This window comes from Methylocapsa palsarum, from assembly GCF_900114285.1.
Taxonomy (GTDB): Bacteria; Pseudomonadota; Alphaproteobacteria; order Rhizobiales; family Beijerinckiaceae; genus Methylocapsa; species Methylocapsa palsarum.
This window is the reverse complement of record NZ_FOSN01000003.1, coordinates 138,147-153,552: the sequence shown is the minus strand read 5'-3', so window position 1 is coordinate 153,552 and position 15,406 is coordinate 138,147. Positions and strand designations below refer to the sequence as shown.

Below are 15,406 nucleotides of genomic sequence, written 5' to 3'. Positions count from 1 at the left end.
TCATCATGCCTCTTAGTACCATTCTTCTCATCGTTCTGGTGCTTCTTTTGATCGGCGCGGTTCCGAGCTGGCCCCACAGCGCAGGCTGGGGCTACGGACCCTCCGGGATTCTGGGTACGGTGCTCGTCGTCGTCGTCATTTTGATGCTTCTAGGCCGAATCTAGGGCATAGACCGATTGGATTTAATCCATCCATTCGACAAGAATATGCGCAAGCTTTTGACTTTTGAGCGATTTCTGAACGGGAGTGATATCTGATCGATCGCATGAGGGCATGCGATCGGGCGCGCTCCAGGTTCGGTTGGCCGGCGGCATGTTATCTTGAGGTTCACAATGAGGTTTGGCCGAGGTTCACATCAAGGTTGAACGAGTTAACAATCAAGTTCACGATAAGGTGTAGTTTCAGATGAGAAACTGCCATGTTTCGCGGCAATCTATTACGACAAGAGTAGAAAATAGTCCGGAACCAAACGCTGAAGCATCAGTTCATCGCTCGGCTTTCACAGACAGCCATTTGTCTTTTATTGGAGATAAGCATGAGCAGCACAACAGATAAAGTCGCCGGCGTGGCCGATAAAGCTATGGGAAACGTCAAGGAAGTCCTGGGCAAGGCCGTTGGATCAGAGAAACTTCAAGCCGAAGGTCTTGCGCAAAAGGCCAAGGGCGATATCGAGAAGGGCGTGGGCGACGCTAAATCCTCCATCAAAGAGGGCGCGAACAAGGTCGTCGACGCTATCGACAAGAAGCTTTAAAATCCGCTCGGCGCCCGGCGACGCCCCTTGACGGAGCGGCTCGGCCGGGCGGCCGGCATAAGCCGGTGCAGCGTGGAGGACGCGTGCGGTCACAGCGCGCGTCCGTAGACGTAGTCGCTGCGTCGTAACGTATTTACCGCGTTGTAGAGCGTTACAACGAGTTCACAATCCCTCCACAACCACCCCCGCCAACAACACGGCATAAGCAAAGACCAAGACCCAGAAGCGGTGCGAGCTGACGTAGTGGCCGACATAGGGCACACGCGTGTAGAGCGTTGCGATCGCCGCCGCAGCCATCGTCAGCGACAGCAAAAAAACCGGCATGCCCGGCGGCGTCAACCTAAATCGCATGGGAAGTTCCAGTCTGGCTTGGCTTCATCGTCTTCTCTGATCGCCGACATTCGTTAAGATCAAGAGAACTCTGGTTAAGACCACGAAAACTCCGGGGTTAAATTCGAGTGTACGCCAGCGGGCATCTGCGGCTCACAGCCGCAGGCATTGTTTGATCGCGGCCAAGCTCGAACTTTTGACGCGCCTTTCCGTTTCTGGCTGGCCGCTTGGCGGAGGCGGTTCACGCCGCGCCAGTGTTTACGAGTCCTGCGAAACGTCCCACGAAAACCCAAAAGGAGTTCACATGTTTTCTCACGTCAAGGAAACAATTCAGCCGGTCAACGTCGGCGCGCCAGATCCTCGTTTCGGGCAATTCCTCCTCGAACAATTCGGCGGCGCCACGGGCGAACTCACCGCCGCGCTCCAGTATTGGGTGCAGTCTTTTCACGTCGAGGACGCCAGCATCCGCGATATGCTGCAGGACATTGCGATGGAGGAATTCAGCCATCTCGAAATGGTCGGAAAACTCATTGTCCAGCATACCCAGAATCTCGATCAAACCGACGTCTACGCGGCGCCGTTGTTCGCCATGAAGGGGATGGGCCCGCATTTCGTCGACAGCCGCGGTTCGGCCTGGACCGGCGCCTATATCAATGAAGGCGGCAATGTCGTGCGCGATCTGCGCGCCAACATCGCCTCCGAAGCGGGCGCGCGCCAGACCTACGAGGCGCTGATCAAGCGTTGCACGGACGAGGGCACGAAGAAAGCGCTGACGCATCTGCTGACCCGCGAAATCACCCATGCGCAGATGTTCATGAAAACGCTTGACGCCATGGGCAAGCTGACCGATCCATTCTTCGGCACGATTCAACCGGACGACACCGTGAACATCGTGTTCAACCTGTCCCACGGCGACGATTATCGCGGGCCGTGGAACGAGGGTCAGTTCAAATACATCGCCGATCCGCAGCCCGAGGGTGGCCTGCCGCCCGATCCAGTCAACCCCGACGACGAAAAATTCCATCGCGTGGCCGCAGAATAGCGGCGCCGCGGCCTGAAACGCAATGTCTCGCCGCGCCGGGCAAGAACCGGCGCAGCGTTTGTTGGAAAATATCACAAATATTGCTGTTCCCGCTGAAACGGGCTTGATAATGGCCCGCCGCACGCCAAAGATGAGCCAGCACAAAAGCGGACCGGTTTGATGAAGCGCCTTGCGATCATTTTTTTGACGGCTGCTGCGGCGGCGCCGGCGCTTGCGGACGACGTTCCTTTCGCCGAACCTTTTCAAAAAGCAAACGCGGCCCCCGGCGGCCTTGCGGATTTGATGATGATGACGCAATGGCGACACATCAAGACCTGGTATGCGATCAAGCGCAAAAACTGGGATCTCCTGGACTACGAACTGGGCAAGCTCGCAGACACGATCGAACGCGCGGCGATGCTCTATCAGAATATCCCTGTCGAATTCATCGAAGGCGCGGTGAAGCCGCTGAATGCGATGCGAAAGGCGATCTCAGAGAAGAACATCGCGAAGGTGGAGATCGGCTTTGCCGACCTGACCGCGGCGTGCAACGCCTGCCATCGCGCTGCTCAAATCGGATTCGTCACGATTCAGACGCCGACCTCGCTTCCCTTCAGCGATCAAAAATTTTTGCCGCCGCAGCAATCCGTAAAATAATATTCCGCCGCAGGCCTTTTATGACGTGAGTTCGCTCACGGTGAAGTTAGGTCGAGCGAAGGCGTCAGATCTCCGAGCTTTTCTCCCCACCCGGCCATGGCCGCGTCGCGCTCGCTAAGGCCGCTCAGGACCGGCAGATCGAAACGCCGCGTGATGAATCGCAAGATCGAGGTCGTGTCGTAGAGCGTGTGATCGACATGGCCTTTCTTCGCGAATGGCGAGATGATCAGGGCGGGGATGCGCGTCCCCGGCCCCCAGCGGTCTCCTTTCGGCGGAGGAACGTGATCCCAAAACCCGCCGTTTTCGTCATAGGTGACGATGACGACCATATGTCCCCATTGCGGGCTCTTTTCGAGATGAGCGACGATCTCGGCGAGATGTTCGTCGCCGGAAAGAACCTCGGCGTAGCCCGGATGTTCGTTCAGGCTGCCTTGCGGCTTGTAGAAACTCACCTGCGGCAGGGCGCCGGCGTCGATCGCCTTGATGAATTCCGCGCCGTTGAGGCCCCCGTCGCGCAAGTGCTCGGCGCGCGCCGCCGTCCCCGGCGCCATCGGCGCGAAATAATTGTACGGCTGGTGGTGGGTTTGAAATCTGATCGCGGGATTTTTGACTGCTCCCTCAGAATCGGCCAGCGCGGCCTTCCATGCCCCGGCATACCACGCCCAGGTCACGCCCTTGGCGCTGAGGAGGCCGCCAATGGTCGGCTCGGTCTGCGGCGGTAAGGTGAACGCGGCTCCAGGATCGGCATAGGCAGGATCGCCGCCCCTCGCCGGCTTGACCCTGCTTGGTTGATACGGCGGCTGCATCGTGTTCACGGCGTAAAACCGGGGGCCGGGCGTAATCGTCCCGTCGTTGACGAATTTCGGGACGCCCTCCAGCGCGGATCCCGGAGAATTGGAGACGAGCGAAAGAGAGGTTCCATCAGGCTCGACCGCCGAGATCAGGCCCTTGGCCGGACTTTGATCCGCGTTCGGGTATTCGGGTTCGCAGGCGCAGGCCAGATAGAAATGGTTGACGAACGAACCGCCGAAGGCGGCCATGAAGAAATTATCGGCTAAAGCATAGCGTTGCGCCACCTTCCAGAGCGGCAGCTTCGATCCGTCGTAATGGCCCATCACCAGGGCGCCGGTGTCGCCATAGGCGACGAAACGGTCATTTTTGCCGCCATTGATCTGCATCTGATTCTGGTAGAACCGATGCACGAGGTCGATGGTCGCAACGCTCAGCGGCGTGTCGAGGCCCTTTGGGTCGTCGAGGGCGAACGGCGCGTTGGGCATATGTCTGGTTTGCGCCTCGGTCACGACCGGGCTCGCCCCCGGCGCGGTCAACCCGCCCCAGATAGGCGGCAATCGGGGAAGCGGAGAGCCGTCGCGGTCCGCTTGTTTCGCCGCCTCCGCGCTGACATTGGCGAGACCATTGGCGCCAGGGAACGCGCCGTAAAGATTGTCGAAACTGCGGTTCTCCGCGTAAAGCACGACAATGTTTTCTATTTTATCGAGATCGCCGGCAAAGGCGCAGACGCCGGCCGTCGCGGTGAAAATCGCGCCAATAATTCCGGCGACGGCGGCGGCGCGCCCTAACCCTTTGTTCATGACGCTCTCCTGGCGCGACCGAAGCTGGCGCTGAACATCCGGCCGATTCGACATTTAGAATCTGCCCGAGTCCCTTATAGTCTGCCCGTGTCCCGTTGCACTTTATTGAAGGCGCCGCTCAAGTTGTCGGATTCGGAAAGCGGCCGCAAGCCGTCAAAGGTCTGGCGCACGTTTTCGCCGCATCCGAAGAATTGCTGTCGCGCTCCTGGCGAGCCGTCGTGGGAAACCGGTGAAATGCGCCTTGACTTCGATCGTCGCGGTTTCATAAAGGAAGTTCGTCGATGATCGGATGTCGGGTCCAAAGCCGGACTTCCACGCCAGCGTTCTGGCTGCGGCGGGCGCGTAGCTCAGCGGGAGAGCACTCCCTTCACACGGGAGGGGTCACAGGTTCAATCCCTGTCGCGCCCACCATTTAATACGCTGATTTTACTGCATTAATAGGACATCTGACGCGATCGCGCAGCTCGATACGGAACGCTGCGAGAACATGCGCATCCAAGACGTGCGAAATCCGGACGGTTTGTGCGGAGGGCGCCCGCCAAGGGGAAAACTTTGTGCGTGCTGGAGCTTTGCGCGAGGCGCCCTGGCGATGCTCGCGGCCCCTCAGGCGTCTCCCTCACCGCGTGTTAGACGAGGCTCGCCATGTCGGCCGCTACGGATATGAGGACGATCTCCGTCCGCGCTTACTTTCTGAGGTCGCCGCCGGCCAGCCCGATAGCAATTCCCTGCAGCCTGGCGATCTCAAGCTTAACCATAGTCCAGTAACGGGACGTTCCTGCGCCATCGAGGCAGCGGCCCTTCACGCGCTCGCGCGCCTCGAAATAAGCTTGATCGTCGTATCTAGCGATGAGACGCTTGGCGTCGGCGTTGACGGTCGCCCGAAAGGCGGACCGAGCGTTGTAAAGACAAAGCAATCTCGTGAGCGCCGCGTGCATCGAGCCGAATCATTCCACCATTGCGAGCGCAACCAAGATGACGGAATAACCGAGAAATTGCAACCCTGAATAGGCAAAGAGGCAGCTTCCTACGTATTAGCCAAAGACTCCTTCAGGCCGGCGCGCCTGCCGGCTTCAGGCCGCCCCGCAAAGTTTCATCATGCCGCTCTATTTCGCTTACGGGTCAAACATGGATCGCGCCGCCATGACCAGGCGCTGCCCTCACGGGCTCGCGCTGGGGCCGGCCCGGCTCGCCCGGCATCGTTTTTTCATCATGGAGAACGGCTATGCGTCGATCGCCCGCGACGCCAACGCCGTTGTGCATGGCGTGCTTTACCAGCTCGCGCTGTCGGATATGGGTCCGCTCGATCGCTACGAAGAAGTGCACAACGGCCTTTACGCGAAAATCACCCAGCCGGTGTTCCGGGAAAAGGGGGGGCCCGTCCGAGCGCTGATCTATGTCGGGCGCGAGAGCCGGGCCGGGCGTCCGGCGAAAGGCTATCTCGAGGCCGTGGCGGCGGCCGCAAGGGCTGCGAACCTGCCGCCGCCCTATATTGAGTTCCTCGAACGCCAGGCGGCGCCGGGATCGTGGAAGGTCTGATCGCGCGCCAAGGAAGGCGCTCAGGCCTGTTCAAGTTCAATGAGGGTTCCGGCGAAGCTTTTGGGATCGAGGAAAAGGACAGGCTTGCCATGCGCCCCGATATGAGGAGCCCCATCTCCGAGGATCCGCGCTCCGCTGTGGATCAGGCGGTCACGCGCCGCGAGCAGATCCTCGACCTCATAGCAAAGATGATGAATCGCGCCGTCCGGATTCTTCACGAGGAATCTGCCGATCGGAGAATGTTCGCCGAGCGGCTGGAGGAGTTCGATCTTCGTATTGGCGAGTTCGACGAAGGCGATCCTGACCCCGTGCTCCGGCAGATCGACGGGCGCGCTCACCTTCGCTCCAAGACCGTCGCGATAGGAAGCGCTGGCGGCGGAAAGATCCTTCACCGCGATGGCGACGTGGTTCAACCTTCCGATCATGAAGCGTCCTCTGGAAAGTCCTCGCGTATCGGCTGAACGAACGAAAACGCCCTGCGGCTCCAGGCGAAGCCGCAGGGCGTGGTTTACAGGGGGCGAGCGCCCCGGCGGCCAGGGACTCCGCTCATCTCAATAGCGGTAGTGGTCCGGCTTGAACGGTCCCGACTGCGGCAGGCCGAGATAGGTCGCCTGCTCGTCAGTCAGCTTGGTCAGCCTGACGCCGATTTTGTTCAGATGCAGCGCCGCGACCTTTTCGTCGAGGTGTTTCGGCAGCGTATAGACCTTTTTGGAATATTCACCCTGCTTGGTCCAGAGCTCCATCTGGGCCAGCACCTGATTGGTGAAGGACGCCGACATAACGAAAGACGGATGCCCGGTCGCGTTGCCAAGATTGACGAGCCGGCCCTCGGACAGAAGGATGATCCGCTTGCCGTCGGGAAACTCGATCTCGTCGACCTGCGGCTTCACATTGTGCCATTTGAAATTGCGCAGGCCCGCGACCTGAATTTCCGAATCGAAATGGCCGATGTTGCAGACGATGGCCCGGTCCTTCATCTCCCGCATGTGATCGGTGGTGATGACGTCGACGTTGCCGGTGCAGGTGACGAAAATGTCCGCCCGCTTCGCGGCGTCCTCCATTGTCGTGACTTCGTAGCCCTCCATCGCCGCCTGCAGGGCGCAGATCGGGTCGATCTCGGAAACGAGGACGCGGGCGCCCGCGTTGCGCAGCGAGGCGGCCGAACCCTTGCCGACGTCGCCGAAGCCGGCGACCATCGCGACCTTGCCAGCCATCATCACGTCGGTGCCGCGGCGAATGCCGTCGACGAGCGATTCGCGGCAGCCGTAAAGATTGTCGAATTTCGACTTGGTGACGGAATCATTCACATTGATCGCCGGCCAGAGCAATTTGCCGTCGCGCTCCATCAGATAGAGCCGGTGAACGCCGGTCGTCGTTTCTTCGCTGACGCCCTTGATGGCATGGCCGATCTTGCCATACCAGCCGGGGAACGAGGCGACCCGTTTCTTGATCGCGGCGAAGAGGACTTCCTCTTCCTCGTTGCCGGGCTTGTCGAGAAAAGCGGTGTCGCCGGCTTCGGCGCGCATGCCAAGATGAATGAGCATCGTGGCGTCGCCGCCGTCGTCCAGAATGAGATTCGGCGCGCCGCCGTCGCTCCATTCGAAAATCTTATGGGTGTATTCCCAATAGTCGAACAGGCTCTCCCCCTTGCGGGCGAAGACCGGGATTCCCGCGGCGGCGATCGCCGCGGCGGCGTGGTCCTGCGTCGAATAAATGTTGCACGAGGCCCAGCGAATATCGGCTCCGAGCGCTTTCAGGGTCTCGATCAGAACCGCCGTCTGGATTGTCATGTGAAGCGATCCGGCAATCCGCGCGCCCTTGAGCGGCTGGCTTGGGCCGAATTCCGCGCGCGTCGCCATGAGGCCGGGCATTTCGGTCTCGGCGATCGCCAGTTCCTTGCGGCCCCAGTCGGCGAGCCCGATGTCGGTGATGGCGTAGTCGTTGAATGAATGGGTCATGAACTTTTCCGAAATTGCGCAGCGGCGCCCCAGATGTGCGAGGCTCTATAACAGCCCTCCTCGCGCAACGCAATAAAGATATAAGCAACTCTTTATGTCGCCGCCGCCTCAAGCTTGGCGATAAAGCGGCTTATAGAACCTTAGGGCCCGGCAGGGAGCAGAGGCGTGACCAGCGCGCGCAGCGCCTCCTGATAGGCTTCCGGCGCGAAGATCCGTTCATAGGCCTTGCGGGTGTCGGAGCCAGATCTCCCATGCGCCAGGACAATTCCTTGCGGCGGCGGCGCCTCGCACGCGCGCCGCATCGCCGCGGCGAAATCCTCGGCCTTCAGCGCCAGCGCGACATTGCCGAACTCGACGGGATCAAGCCCCATGCCGCGAAACGCGAGAGGCGTCGCGATCAGCGGCGCGCCGCTCGACATCGCTTCGATGGTCTTGATCGATACGCCATGCCCCTCGATGGTAGGCAGCAGGACGCCCGCGGCCTCGCCATAGGCGGCGTCGAGGTCGTCGATGCGGCCGCAAAACAGCGCCTCGTGCTGTCGCCAGAGCTTCGGCGCGCGGGCTCTAATCTCGCGATCGATGTTTCCGATGATTCGCACCGGAACCTCCGGCGCCGCCGGCAGGACCTTTTCGAGAAACCAGACCGTACTGAGAAAATTGGCGTGATTGGCGCTGGCGACGAGGATCAGGCCGGAGGGCGTGCCGCGAGCAGGCGCCTCGATCGGTGCGACGGCCGGATAAAGCAGCGCATGCCTCTGGTCCGGCAGCATTTTTTGAAAAATCCGGAATTCCTCGTCATTTAAATGCACGAGCACGTCGGCGGTCCGCATGGCGGCCTGCTCGATTGCGAGCATCTCTTCGAAGGCGGCGGCGGGCGGCAGGGTCCATCCAACCTCGTTGCGAAGCGCATATTGGCGCGCCTGCAAATCGTGGGTTTCAAGAAGGACCGGGCAAGGCCCGCCGCGCCGCAGGCTCAGCGCGGCGGGCATGCAGAAGAAATGATTGCAGTGGATGAGATCGATCCGCGCCGTCGCCGCGAGCGCAGCCGGAATCGGCGCGAGTTCAGTGGAGGCGACCAAAATTCCGGCGAAATTGCCGTGCAGCCATCCTTTCACCGCCTGCAGGAACGAGGGCTTCAGCACCGAAATGAGGGACATACCGGTGTAAAAGCGCGCGTCGCATTCGAGGTCTTCCGTCGCCGCGAAATAGGCCTTGTGCGCCCGCGATCCCTCGTTCGCTCCGGGAGCGTCGGCGACCGCGAGACTGAGAACCCTCGCGCCGAGCGCGCGATAGGCGCGAGCCTGGGAAACGAAAACCTGGTGACTGCCGCAGGAATGCCACGCCGGATGAACGAGGAGCACGGTCCTGCCCCGCAGCGGCCCCTTCGCCAGAAACGCGTCCGCGGCGCCCGCAAGCGTGACTTTGGCCTCGTCTTGATCCGTCTCGCCCATCAATGTACATCAGCCTCGAAGCTTCAAGCTGCGGCGTTCAGCGCGCGACCATACTGGCGCATGAAAACAGAAAAGCGCCGATTAGGACGAAGGATATGGAGAGCGCCGATCGTAATTCCTGACCGCGGCAAGATCGAGTCATTCCCTCCCGTCCCGCGCCAGTCCATGTTTCGCGGCTCCTGATTCTGGACCCGCTCACCTCTAGTGAAACCCTTCATGCCTGAACATCTCACATCGAATCAAGCGCCCCTTGGCCAGAGCGCCCCGAACCCGTCCGGCGGCGGCAAAAAGGTCGGCGTCGCGATTGTCGCGAACGACCGTATCTCCGATTGGCTTCTGCCGTTCCTCGAGAGCTACCGCGCGACGAACGCCGCGACGCCGCTCTATCTCATTCCCTACGATGACAATCTCACGCTGACGCGGCGCGCCGCCGACGTCTACGGCGTTCATCTCGTCAACGAGGATTCGCGCGAACTCGACGCGATGGCGAGCCGCCTCTATCCGCTTTTTCCGGGCCATCGCCGCCGGTTGCGCAAGTTTCTTTCGCTCGCCTTGCCGCTCGACGAAGTGCTTTATCTCGACGTCGACGTCATTCTATTTCGCGACATGAGAGAGGTTTTCGGCAAGCTCGATCCCGGCAAGGTGGATTTCATCATGGCCTCGACGAGCGAGGAATACGTCTACAACAACAAGAGGGACCGCTACGACTTCTTGCGCAATGCGAGATTGTTCAACGACGGGTTCTTCCTGACGTCCAACAGCATCCTGTCGCTACGGCACTTCTACGAGGTGATCGCCGAGGACGAAGAGATTTTTCATACCGTCCGCAAGCACGGCATGCTTTTCGCCCAGCCTCTGAGCAATTTCGTCACGCACCGGCGCGGCCTGAAAATCGCCTCGCTCACCGAATGCGTCGCGGGCGCGTCGGACGAAAGTTTCTATAAAGCGAAGGACGTCAGCTTCGGCGCCGACGGAGGCCCTCTCGACGGCGCCGGGAATCGGATCTTCTTCGCCCATTGGGCGGGCGCGGTCTCGTTGCCCAAACGCCGGGTGTTCGATGCGGCGTGGACCGCCTATGCAAAGCAGGCTGCGGCCCGCATGAAGATGTGACGAAATGAGCCTGACCTGAAAATCTCACAGACCTGAAACCTTAAAGACCTGAAACCTTAAAGACCTGGACGACAGAGCTGGAATGAAGCGCTGACTTCGCGCGCGGCCCCGGAGATTCATGCCTCGCCTCCTTTATCTTTATCTGGCCAAACGGATCGCCGTTTCCGCCCTGGTGATCGAGGCGAGCCTCTGCATTCCGGTCGTCATGACCTCGCTGTTCCATTACCTTCCGCCGGCCGCCGTCCGCGCCGGACTTCTCTGGCCGGCCCTGCTCGGGACCATGCCGACGGTGCTCTACGTCGCATTGCCGATGGCGGTCGGCGTAGCCATCGCGCTGGAATTCTCGCGCATGACATCTGACGGCATGATCGCTGTCCTCTACTCCTTGCGTTTGTCTGTCTGGTCGATCGCCACGCCCTCCTGCGGCGTCGCTGTGATCGCGGTCGCGGCGGGGTTGTGGTTGTCGTCTTTCTTTGCGCCCTCTCATGTCGGCGAGATGCAGGACGTCATCCATATCATTCGCAATTCTCTCAATCACCGCATGCTCGAGCCGGCGCGGTTCTACACGTTCGACGGCGGCTCCCGCACGATGTATTTCCAGCGCTGGCGTTCGGCCGATGTGGTGTCTGGAATGTTCATCTATCAGTTCGACGCCGCGAAGAACGAGGAGCAAATCATCACTGCGGCCGAAACCGAGTTCCGGCGCAACGAGCAGAGCGTGGTGATGATCCTGTCCAACGGGTCGATTCAGACCCGCTCGGAGGGCGGTTCGGCGATCCGGACGACGAACTTCGACGAATATGTGATCCCGATGGAGATGCAGGGCGCTGGCGCGATGCCCAAACGCGGCTGGCGCGGCGCTTTTGAAATGCCTTTTTGGGAGTTCTTCCATTCGATTCCGCCGGAGCGCGACGGTCCCCGCCGCTTTGCCGAATGGATGAGCGAGGCGACGAAACGCTGCGGAATTCCGCTGCTCGCCCTGGCTCACGCGATGCTCGCGATCGGGCTCGTCTTGAATCTCTCCGCGGCGACGGGACGTTCCTCGGCCGCGGCGCCGGCGATCGTGCTGATGATCCCGGCGGTTCACGTCGCGATCCTCATCGGAGCCGAAACATTGGTGCGTCAGGACCCGCGATTCGTCTGGCTTGTCGGGATCGCGATCCTCGCCGAATTCGCCGTCGCGATCTGGCTGCTTCACCGGCGCAATGCGGATTTTCCCGCTCGCCGATCAAAAGCCTGATCGAAAGCTCAACGGTCCGCGAAGACGCGCGGTCTATTGATTGGCGGCGCGGGCGATCCTAGGCTTGCCCTCGACCGATTCGCGATACGACGCGATCACCTGCCGTGGAGGCCCGATTTCACGCAGGACTCCGTCGTCGATCCAGACGACGCGGTCGCAGATCGAGGCCAGAAGCTCAAGTTCATGGGACACGACGAGGATCGTCCCCCGCTTCGCGAAATTCTCGATGAACGCCTCGCATTTGGCGCCGAACTCGGCGTCGCCGACCGAAAGCGCCTCGTCGATGATCAGAATGTCGGCGTCGGCGTGGGCGCAGACGGCGAAGGCGAGGCGCGCCGCCATGCCGGTCGAATACATTTTCAGGGGCTGGTGGAAAAAATCGCCAATGCCCGCGAAATCGGCGATGGCGTCGAGGCGCCGCTCCACCTCCGAACGTCGCATGCCAAGGATCGCGCCGCCTATCAGGGCGTTTTCCCGGCCGGTCAATTCATGATCGAATCCCGCCCCGAGCGCGAGAATCGGCGCGACGCGGCCATCGACCTTGATCGCGCCATGGGTCGGCCGGGTGATTCCGCAGATGATCTGCAGCAAGGTCGTCTTGCCGGCGCCGTTACGGCCGATGACGCCCACCCTTTCGCCCTGGCGAATGGCGAGGCTGATATCTTTCAGCACCCAATGCTCGTGATAATATTTGCCCCAACGGCCAAGGATGGCCTGTTTCAGCTGATCGTTTCGCCGCAGGTAAAGCTGAAACGCTTTCCCGACACCGTCGCAGCTAATGACAATCTCAGATGACATCGACGAAAACGGCCTTGTATTGCATGAAAAAACGATAGGAAAAATAGAACACGAAAAGCGACAGCCCAACCGTTCCGGCGTAAAGCGCAAAGCTTGGCAGACGATTGAACAAAAGGACGTCCCGGAGCATTTCGACGTAATTCCCGATCGGATTGAAATGGACGTAGAGGCGCAGGTGAGGCGGCACGTCCTCGATCGAATAGAAAATCGGCGTCGCGAACATGAAGACCGGCACGATCGAGATCATGAGATGGGCGACGTCCCTTGTGAAAGATCCGAGCGCCATCAGGAACCACGACGTGCCCAGCAAGAACAAAAAGAAAGGCCCGATCACGAACGGAAGCAATAAAACGGTTGGCGGCAACCAGAAGGTCAGCGCAAGTTCGAAAACTGCGAGGACGCCAAGACTGATCGCCGCGTAAACGGCGGCCCGGATCGTCGCCGTCCAGGCCAAAGTCTCGCTTGGAAATATCGACTTTTTAATGACGCCCGCATGTTCATGCAGCATTCCCGGCGAGCGGTAGGCGAGTTCGCTGAAGAGATTGAACACAATCAAGCCGGTAAAGATTGACAAAGCGTAAGTCCCGACGCCCGCGCCCTTCGCGGACGCTGGAACGCCGACGGCGTTGGAGAAGATGATCGTATAGGCCGAGAGCATCACGAGGGGGCCGAAAATGGCCCAGATCCAGCCGAGGATCGACCCGCGAAACCGGACGGCCAATTCCCGCCGCACGACGGCGCGGATCAACTCACGATAATGCCATGCGTTATCAAAAGGCGTCATCAGGTTCATCGGTTCCGGTCGACCTCTGTCGTCAAGAGCTTGAGTTTTCGCGCGGAGATAGACCAGTTTGCAGGGGTCCCGTCAAACGCGCCTCCGCCAGGGCCATGGCCTGGTCCGCTCTTTCACAAGGCTGTCGAAGCCGCGCCCGCACGCATGACCGCCTGCGCGAAGGCTTGGTTCACCCTGGAACCGGAAGAACCCTCCCGCGTTCAGACCGCTCCGAAACCGCTTACAGGAGTTCGCTATGGACAAGGAAACCGTGAAGGGGACGATGGACAAGGTCAAGGGCGCCGCCAAGGAGGCAGCCGGCCGCATGACCGGAGACAAGACTCTCCAGGCGGAAGGTAAGGCTGACAAGGCCGCGGGCGCGGCTCGTCAGACCGTCGGCGATATCAAGGACGCGGGCAAGAAGGTCGCCGATGCGATAAAACGCTGAGCGCGCGCCCTTCCGGGCGGTGGAGAACGATCGGAAGGGCTTGTCCCTTCTCGCTTGACGCGCCGACGCCTTCGCGCGTTAGATGCGCCGCCGCTCCGGCGCCAGTCCGCCGAGGCGAGACAAGTCGGACGAGACAAGACCAACGAGATAATCGGGACGAGATAAGGCGGACATGAGCGAGACGCCGTTCGATGTGCTCGTCATTGGCGGCGGCGTCAACGGAACGGGAATCGCGCGCGATGCGGCTGGGCGAGGCCTCTCGGTGCTCCTCTGCGAAAAAGGCGACCTCGCCGGCGCGACCTCCTCGGCCTCCACGAAACTCATTCATGGCGGCCTTCGCTATCTCGAATATTTCGATTTCCGCCTGGTCCGAGAATCGCTCCTCGAGCGCGAAATTCTTCTAGATCTCGCGCCCCACATCATCTGGCCGCTTCGGTTCATTCTCCCCTGTAAGAAGGGGCGCCGTCCCTCGTGGATGATCGCGATTGGGCTTTGGCTCTACGACCGGCTCGGTCCGCGCCGCCGCCTGCCGCCGTCGCAAAGGATCAGCCTTGCCGGCGCGATCGAAGGCGCGCCGCTGGGCGACGACCTTTCCGCCGGTTTCGCCTATTCCGACTGCTGGGTTGACGACGCCCGCCTCGTGGCCCTCAACGCGCTCGACGCGCGCGAGCGCGGAGCGATCATTCAGACGCGCACGGCCTGCGTTTCAGCCGCTCGCGAGCGCGGGCTTTGGGTCGCCGTTCTGCAAAACTGTCTGGACGGGACCGAAAGCAAGGTTGAAGCGCGCGCCCTGGTGAATGCCGCGGGACCTTGGGCGGGAACATTCCTCAATGGCGTCGGCGGGCGTGACGCCGGCGAGCGTCTTCGCCTGGTGAGGGGCAGCCACATCGTCGTTCCGCGGCTCTATGCCGGAAACCATGCCTATACGTTCCAGAACACGGACAAAAGAATCGTTTTCGCCCTGCCCTATGAGCGGGACTTTACCCTGATCGGAACGACGGAAGCGCCGTTCGAGGGCGATCCTGACGCCGTCGCCATCAGCGGGGACGAAGCCGCCTATCTCTGCCGCGCCGCTTCGGCCTATTTCAAAGCGCCGGTGAAGCCCGAGCAGATCATCCACAGCTTTTCAGGGGTCAGGCCGCTTTACAACGACAGGGCCGCGAACGCCTCCGCAATCACGCGCGATTATGTGCTCGACTGCGCCGCGCCGCCGGGCATGGCCCCCATTCTTTCGGTTTTTGGCGGCAAGATTACAACCTACCGCCGCCTCGCCGAACGCGCCCTTTCGATCCTCGCGCCCTCCCTCACGCCGCCGCGTCCCGCTCCCTGGACCGGATCGGCCCCGCTCCCGGGAGGCGACATCGACGCAGGCGATTTCGAGCGGTTTCAGCGGACTTTTCACGACGAAAACCCCTGGCTTCCTCCCACGACGGCGAGACGGCTGGCCCGCGCCTATGGAACACGCGCGGCGGCGGTTCTCGGAGGCGCCAAAAGCCTTGCCGATCTCGGCGCAGATTTCGGAGCAGGGCTTTCGCAGGCCGAGATCGACTATCTCATCGACAAGGAATGGGCGAGGACCGCCGAGGACGTGCTCTGGCGGCGATCGAAACTCGGACTGCACATGAGCGCCGCCCAGCGCGCGCGCGTCGAGGACTATTTTTCATCGCTGCCCGGCTTCCCGCCAAGGTCTATCCCGCCAAGATCTGATCCGACCAAGGTCTGAAGAGATCCGAACGCGCCCG

17 protein-coding genes and 1 tRNA gene are annotated in these 15,406 nt (G+C 61.0%); 10 read left to right on the top strand and 8 right to left on the bottom strand.

What is annotated here, in order from left to right; all coding sequences use genetic code 11:
• The first annotated feature begins 5 nt into the window (after nucleotides 1–5).
• Nucleotides 6–164: a DUF3309 family protein gene (locus BM177_RS05355; RefSeq protein WP_091679336.1), complete on the top strand. Its 159-nt coding sequence runs from the start codon at nucleotides 6–8 to the stop codon at nucleotides 162–164.
• Between the two features lie 371 nt (nucleotides 165–535).
• The gene (locus BM177_RS05350) at nucleotides 536–751 is read left to right on the top strand and encodes a CsbD family protein (protein WP_091679331.1); all 216 of its coding nucleotides are present in this window, start codon (nucleotides 536–538) and stop codon (nucleotides 749–751) included.
• A 162-nt stretch (nucleotides 752–913) separates the two neighbouring features.
• On the opposite strand, the gene BM177_RS05345 is transcribed toward BM177_RS05350, so the two are convergent.
• Nucleotides 914–1,102: a hypothetical protein gene (locus BM177_RS05345; protein WP_091679327.1), complete on the bottom strand. Its 189-nt coding sequence runs from the start codon at nucleotides 1,100–1,102 to the stop codon at nucleotides 914–916.
• A gap of 283 nt (nucleotides 1,103–1,385) precedes the next feature.
• Between BM177_RS05345 and BM177_RS05340 the strand changes: the two genes are divergently transcribed.
• Both BM177_RS05340 and BM177_RS05335 read left to right on the top strand, forming a co-directional pair.
• A complete protein-coding gene (locus BM177_RS05340; RefSeq protein ID WP_091679617.1) occupies nucleotides 1,386–2,123 on the top strand; it encodes a manganese catalase family protein in 738 nt (245 codons plus the stop codon).
• A 159-nt stretch (nucleotides 2,124–2,282) separates the two neighbouring features.
• Entirely contained in the window at nucleotides 2,283–2,759 is a 477-nt protein-coding gene (locus BM177_RS05335; RefSeq protein WP_091679324.1) for a hypothetical protein, read from the top strand.
• A gap of 35 nt (nucleotides 2,760–2,794) precedes the next feature.
• Here BM177_RS05335 and BM177_RS05330 read toward each other — a convergent pair whose 3' ends face one another.
• Nucleotides 2,795–4,351 carry an acid phosphatase gene (locus BM177_RS05330; RefSeq protein WP_091679614.1) on the bottom strand — a complete coding sequence of 519 codons (1,557 nt, stop codon included), beginning with the start codon at nucleotides 4,349–4,351 and terminating at the stop codon, nucleotides 2,795–2,797.
• A 336-nt stretch (nucleotides 4,352–4,687) separates the two neighbouring features.
• Here BM177_RS05330 and BM177_RS05320 point away from each other — a divergent pair.
• Nucleotides 4,688–4,762: transfer RNA gene (locus tag BM177_RS05320), tRNA-Val, on the top strand.
• Nucleotides 4,763–5,034: 272 nt separating this feature from the next.
• Here the strand turns inward: BM177_RS05320 and BM177_RS05315 are convergent.
• Entirely contained in the window at nucleotides 5,035–5,286 is a 252-nt protein-coding gene (locus BM177_RS05315) for a hypothetical protein (RefSeq protein ID WP_091679315.1), read from the bottom strand.
• Nucleotides 5,287–5,446: 160 nt separating this feature from the next.
• On the opposite strand from BM177_RS05315, the gene BM177_RS05310 reads away from it, so the two are divergent.
• The gene (locus BM177_RS05310; RefSeq protein WP_091679311.1) at nucleotides 5,447–5,887 is read left to right on the top strand and encodes a gamma-glutamylcyclotransferase family protein; all 441 of its coding nucleotides are present in this window, start codon (nucleotides 5,447–5,449) and stop codon (nucleotides 5,885–5,887) included.
• Between the two features lie 20 nt (nucleotides 5,888–5,907).
• Here the strand turns inward: BM177_RS05310 and mce are convergent, their stop codons facing one another.
• The 3 genes from mce to BM177_RS05295 all read right to left on the bottom strand — a co-directional run bounded on the left by mce (nucleotide 5,908) and on the right by BM177_RS05295 (nucleotide 9,296).
• The gene (mce, locus tag BM177_RS05305; protein WP_091679307.1) at nucleotides 5,908–6,312 is read right to left on the bottom strand and encodes a methylmalonyl-CoA epimerase; all 405 of its coding nucleotides are present in this window, start codon (nucleotides 6,310–6,312) and stop codon (nucleotides 5,908–5,910) included.
• A 126-nt stretch (nucleotides 6,313–6,438) separates the two neighbouring features.
• Complete coding sequence (ahcY, locus tag BM177_RS05300; RefSeq protein WP_091679302.1) at nucleotides 6,439–7,845, bottom strand: adenosylhomocysteinase; 1,407 nt, start codon at nucleotides 7,843–7,845, stop codon at nucleotides 6,439–6,441.
• 140 nt (nucleotides 7,846–7,985) lie between these two features.
• Nucleotides 7,986–9,296 carry a glycosyltransferase gene (locus BM177_RS05295; RefSeq protein WP_091679298.1) on the bottom strand — a complete coding sequence of 437 codons (1,311 nt, stop codon included), beginning with the start codon at nucleotides 9,294–9,296 and terminating at the stop codon, nucleotides 7,986–7,988.
• Between the two features lie 216 nt (nucleotides 9,297–9,512).
• Here BM177_RS05295 and BM177_RS05290 point away from each other — a divergent pair, with 216 nt between their 5' ends.
• A complete protein-coding gene (locus BM177_RS05290) occupies nucleotides 9,513–10,406 on the top strand; it encodes a nucleotidyltransferase (RefSeq protein WP_244532127.1) in 894 nt (297 codons plus the stop codon).
• 118 nt (nucleotides 10,407–10,524) lie between these two features.
• Nucleotides 10,525–11,646, top strand: coding sequence for an LptF/LptG family permease (locus tag BM177_RS05285; protein ID WP_091679294.1), 1,122 nt, complete (start codon nucleotides 10,525–10,527; stop codon nucleotides 11,644–11,646).
• A gap of 33 nt (nucleotides 11,647–11,679) precedes the next feature.
• Here BM177_RS05285 and BM177_RS05280 read toward each other — a convergent pair whose 3' ends face one another.
• The gene (locus BM177_RS05280) at nucleotides 11,680–12,444 is read right to left on the bottom strand and encodes an ABC transporter ATP-binding protein (RefSeq protein ID WP_091679291.1); all 765 of its coding nucleotides are present in this window, start codon (nucleotides 12,442–12,444) and stop codon (nucleotides 11,680–11,682) included.
• Nucleotides 12,434–13,228 carry an ABC transporter permease gene (locus tag BM177_RS05275; protein ID WP_342028891.1) on the bottom strand — a complete coding sequence of 265 codons (795 nt, stop codon included), beginning with the start codon at nucleotides 13,226–13,228 and terminating at the stop codon, nucleotides 12,434–12,436. Before BM177_RS05275 ends, BM177_RS05280 begins: the two co-directional genes overlap by 11 nt.
• A gap of 244 nt (nucleotides 13,229–13,472) precedes the next feature.
• On the opposite strand from BM177_RS05275, the gene BM177_RS05270 reads away from it, so the two are divergent.
• Both BM177_RS05270 and glpD read left to right on the top strand, forming a co-directional pair.
• The gene (locus tag BM177_RS05270) at nucleotides 13,473–13,664 is read left to right on the top strand and encodes a CsbD family protein (RefSeq protein ID WP_091679284.1); all 192 of its coding nucleotides are present in this window, start codon (nucleotides 13,473–13,475) and stop codon (nucleotides 13,662–13,664) included.
• A 172-nt stretch (nucleotides 13,665–13,836) separates the two neighbouring features.
• Entirely contained in the window at nucleotides 13,837–15,387 is a 1,551-nt protein-coding gene (gene glpD / locus BM177_RS05265; RefSeq protein ID WP_091679279.1) for a glycerol-3-phosphate dehydrogenase, read from the top strand.
• Nucleotides 15,388–15,406 lie beyond the last annotated feature (19 nt).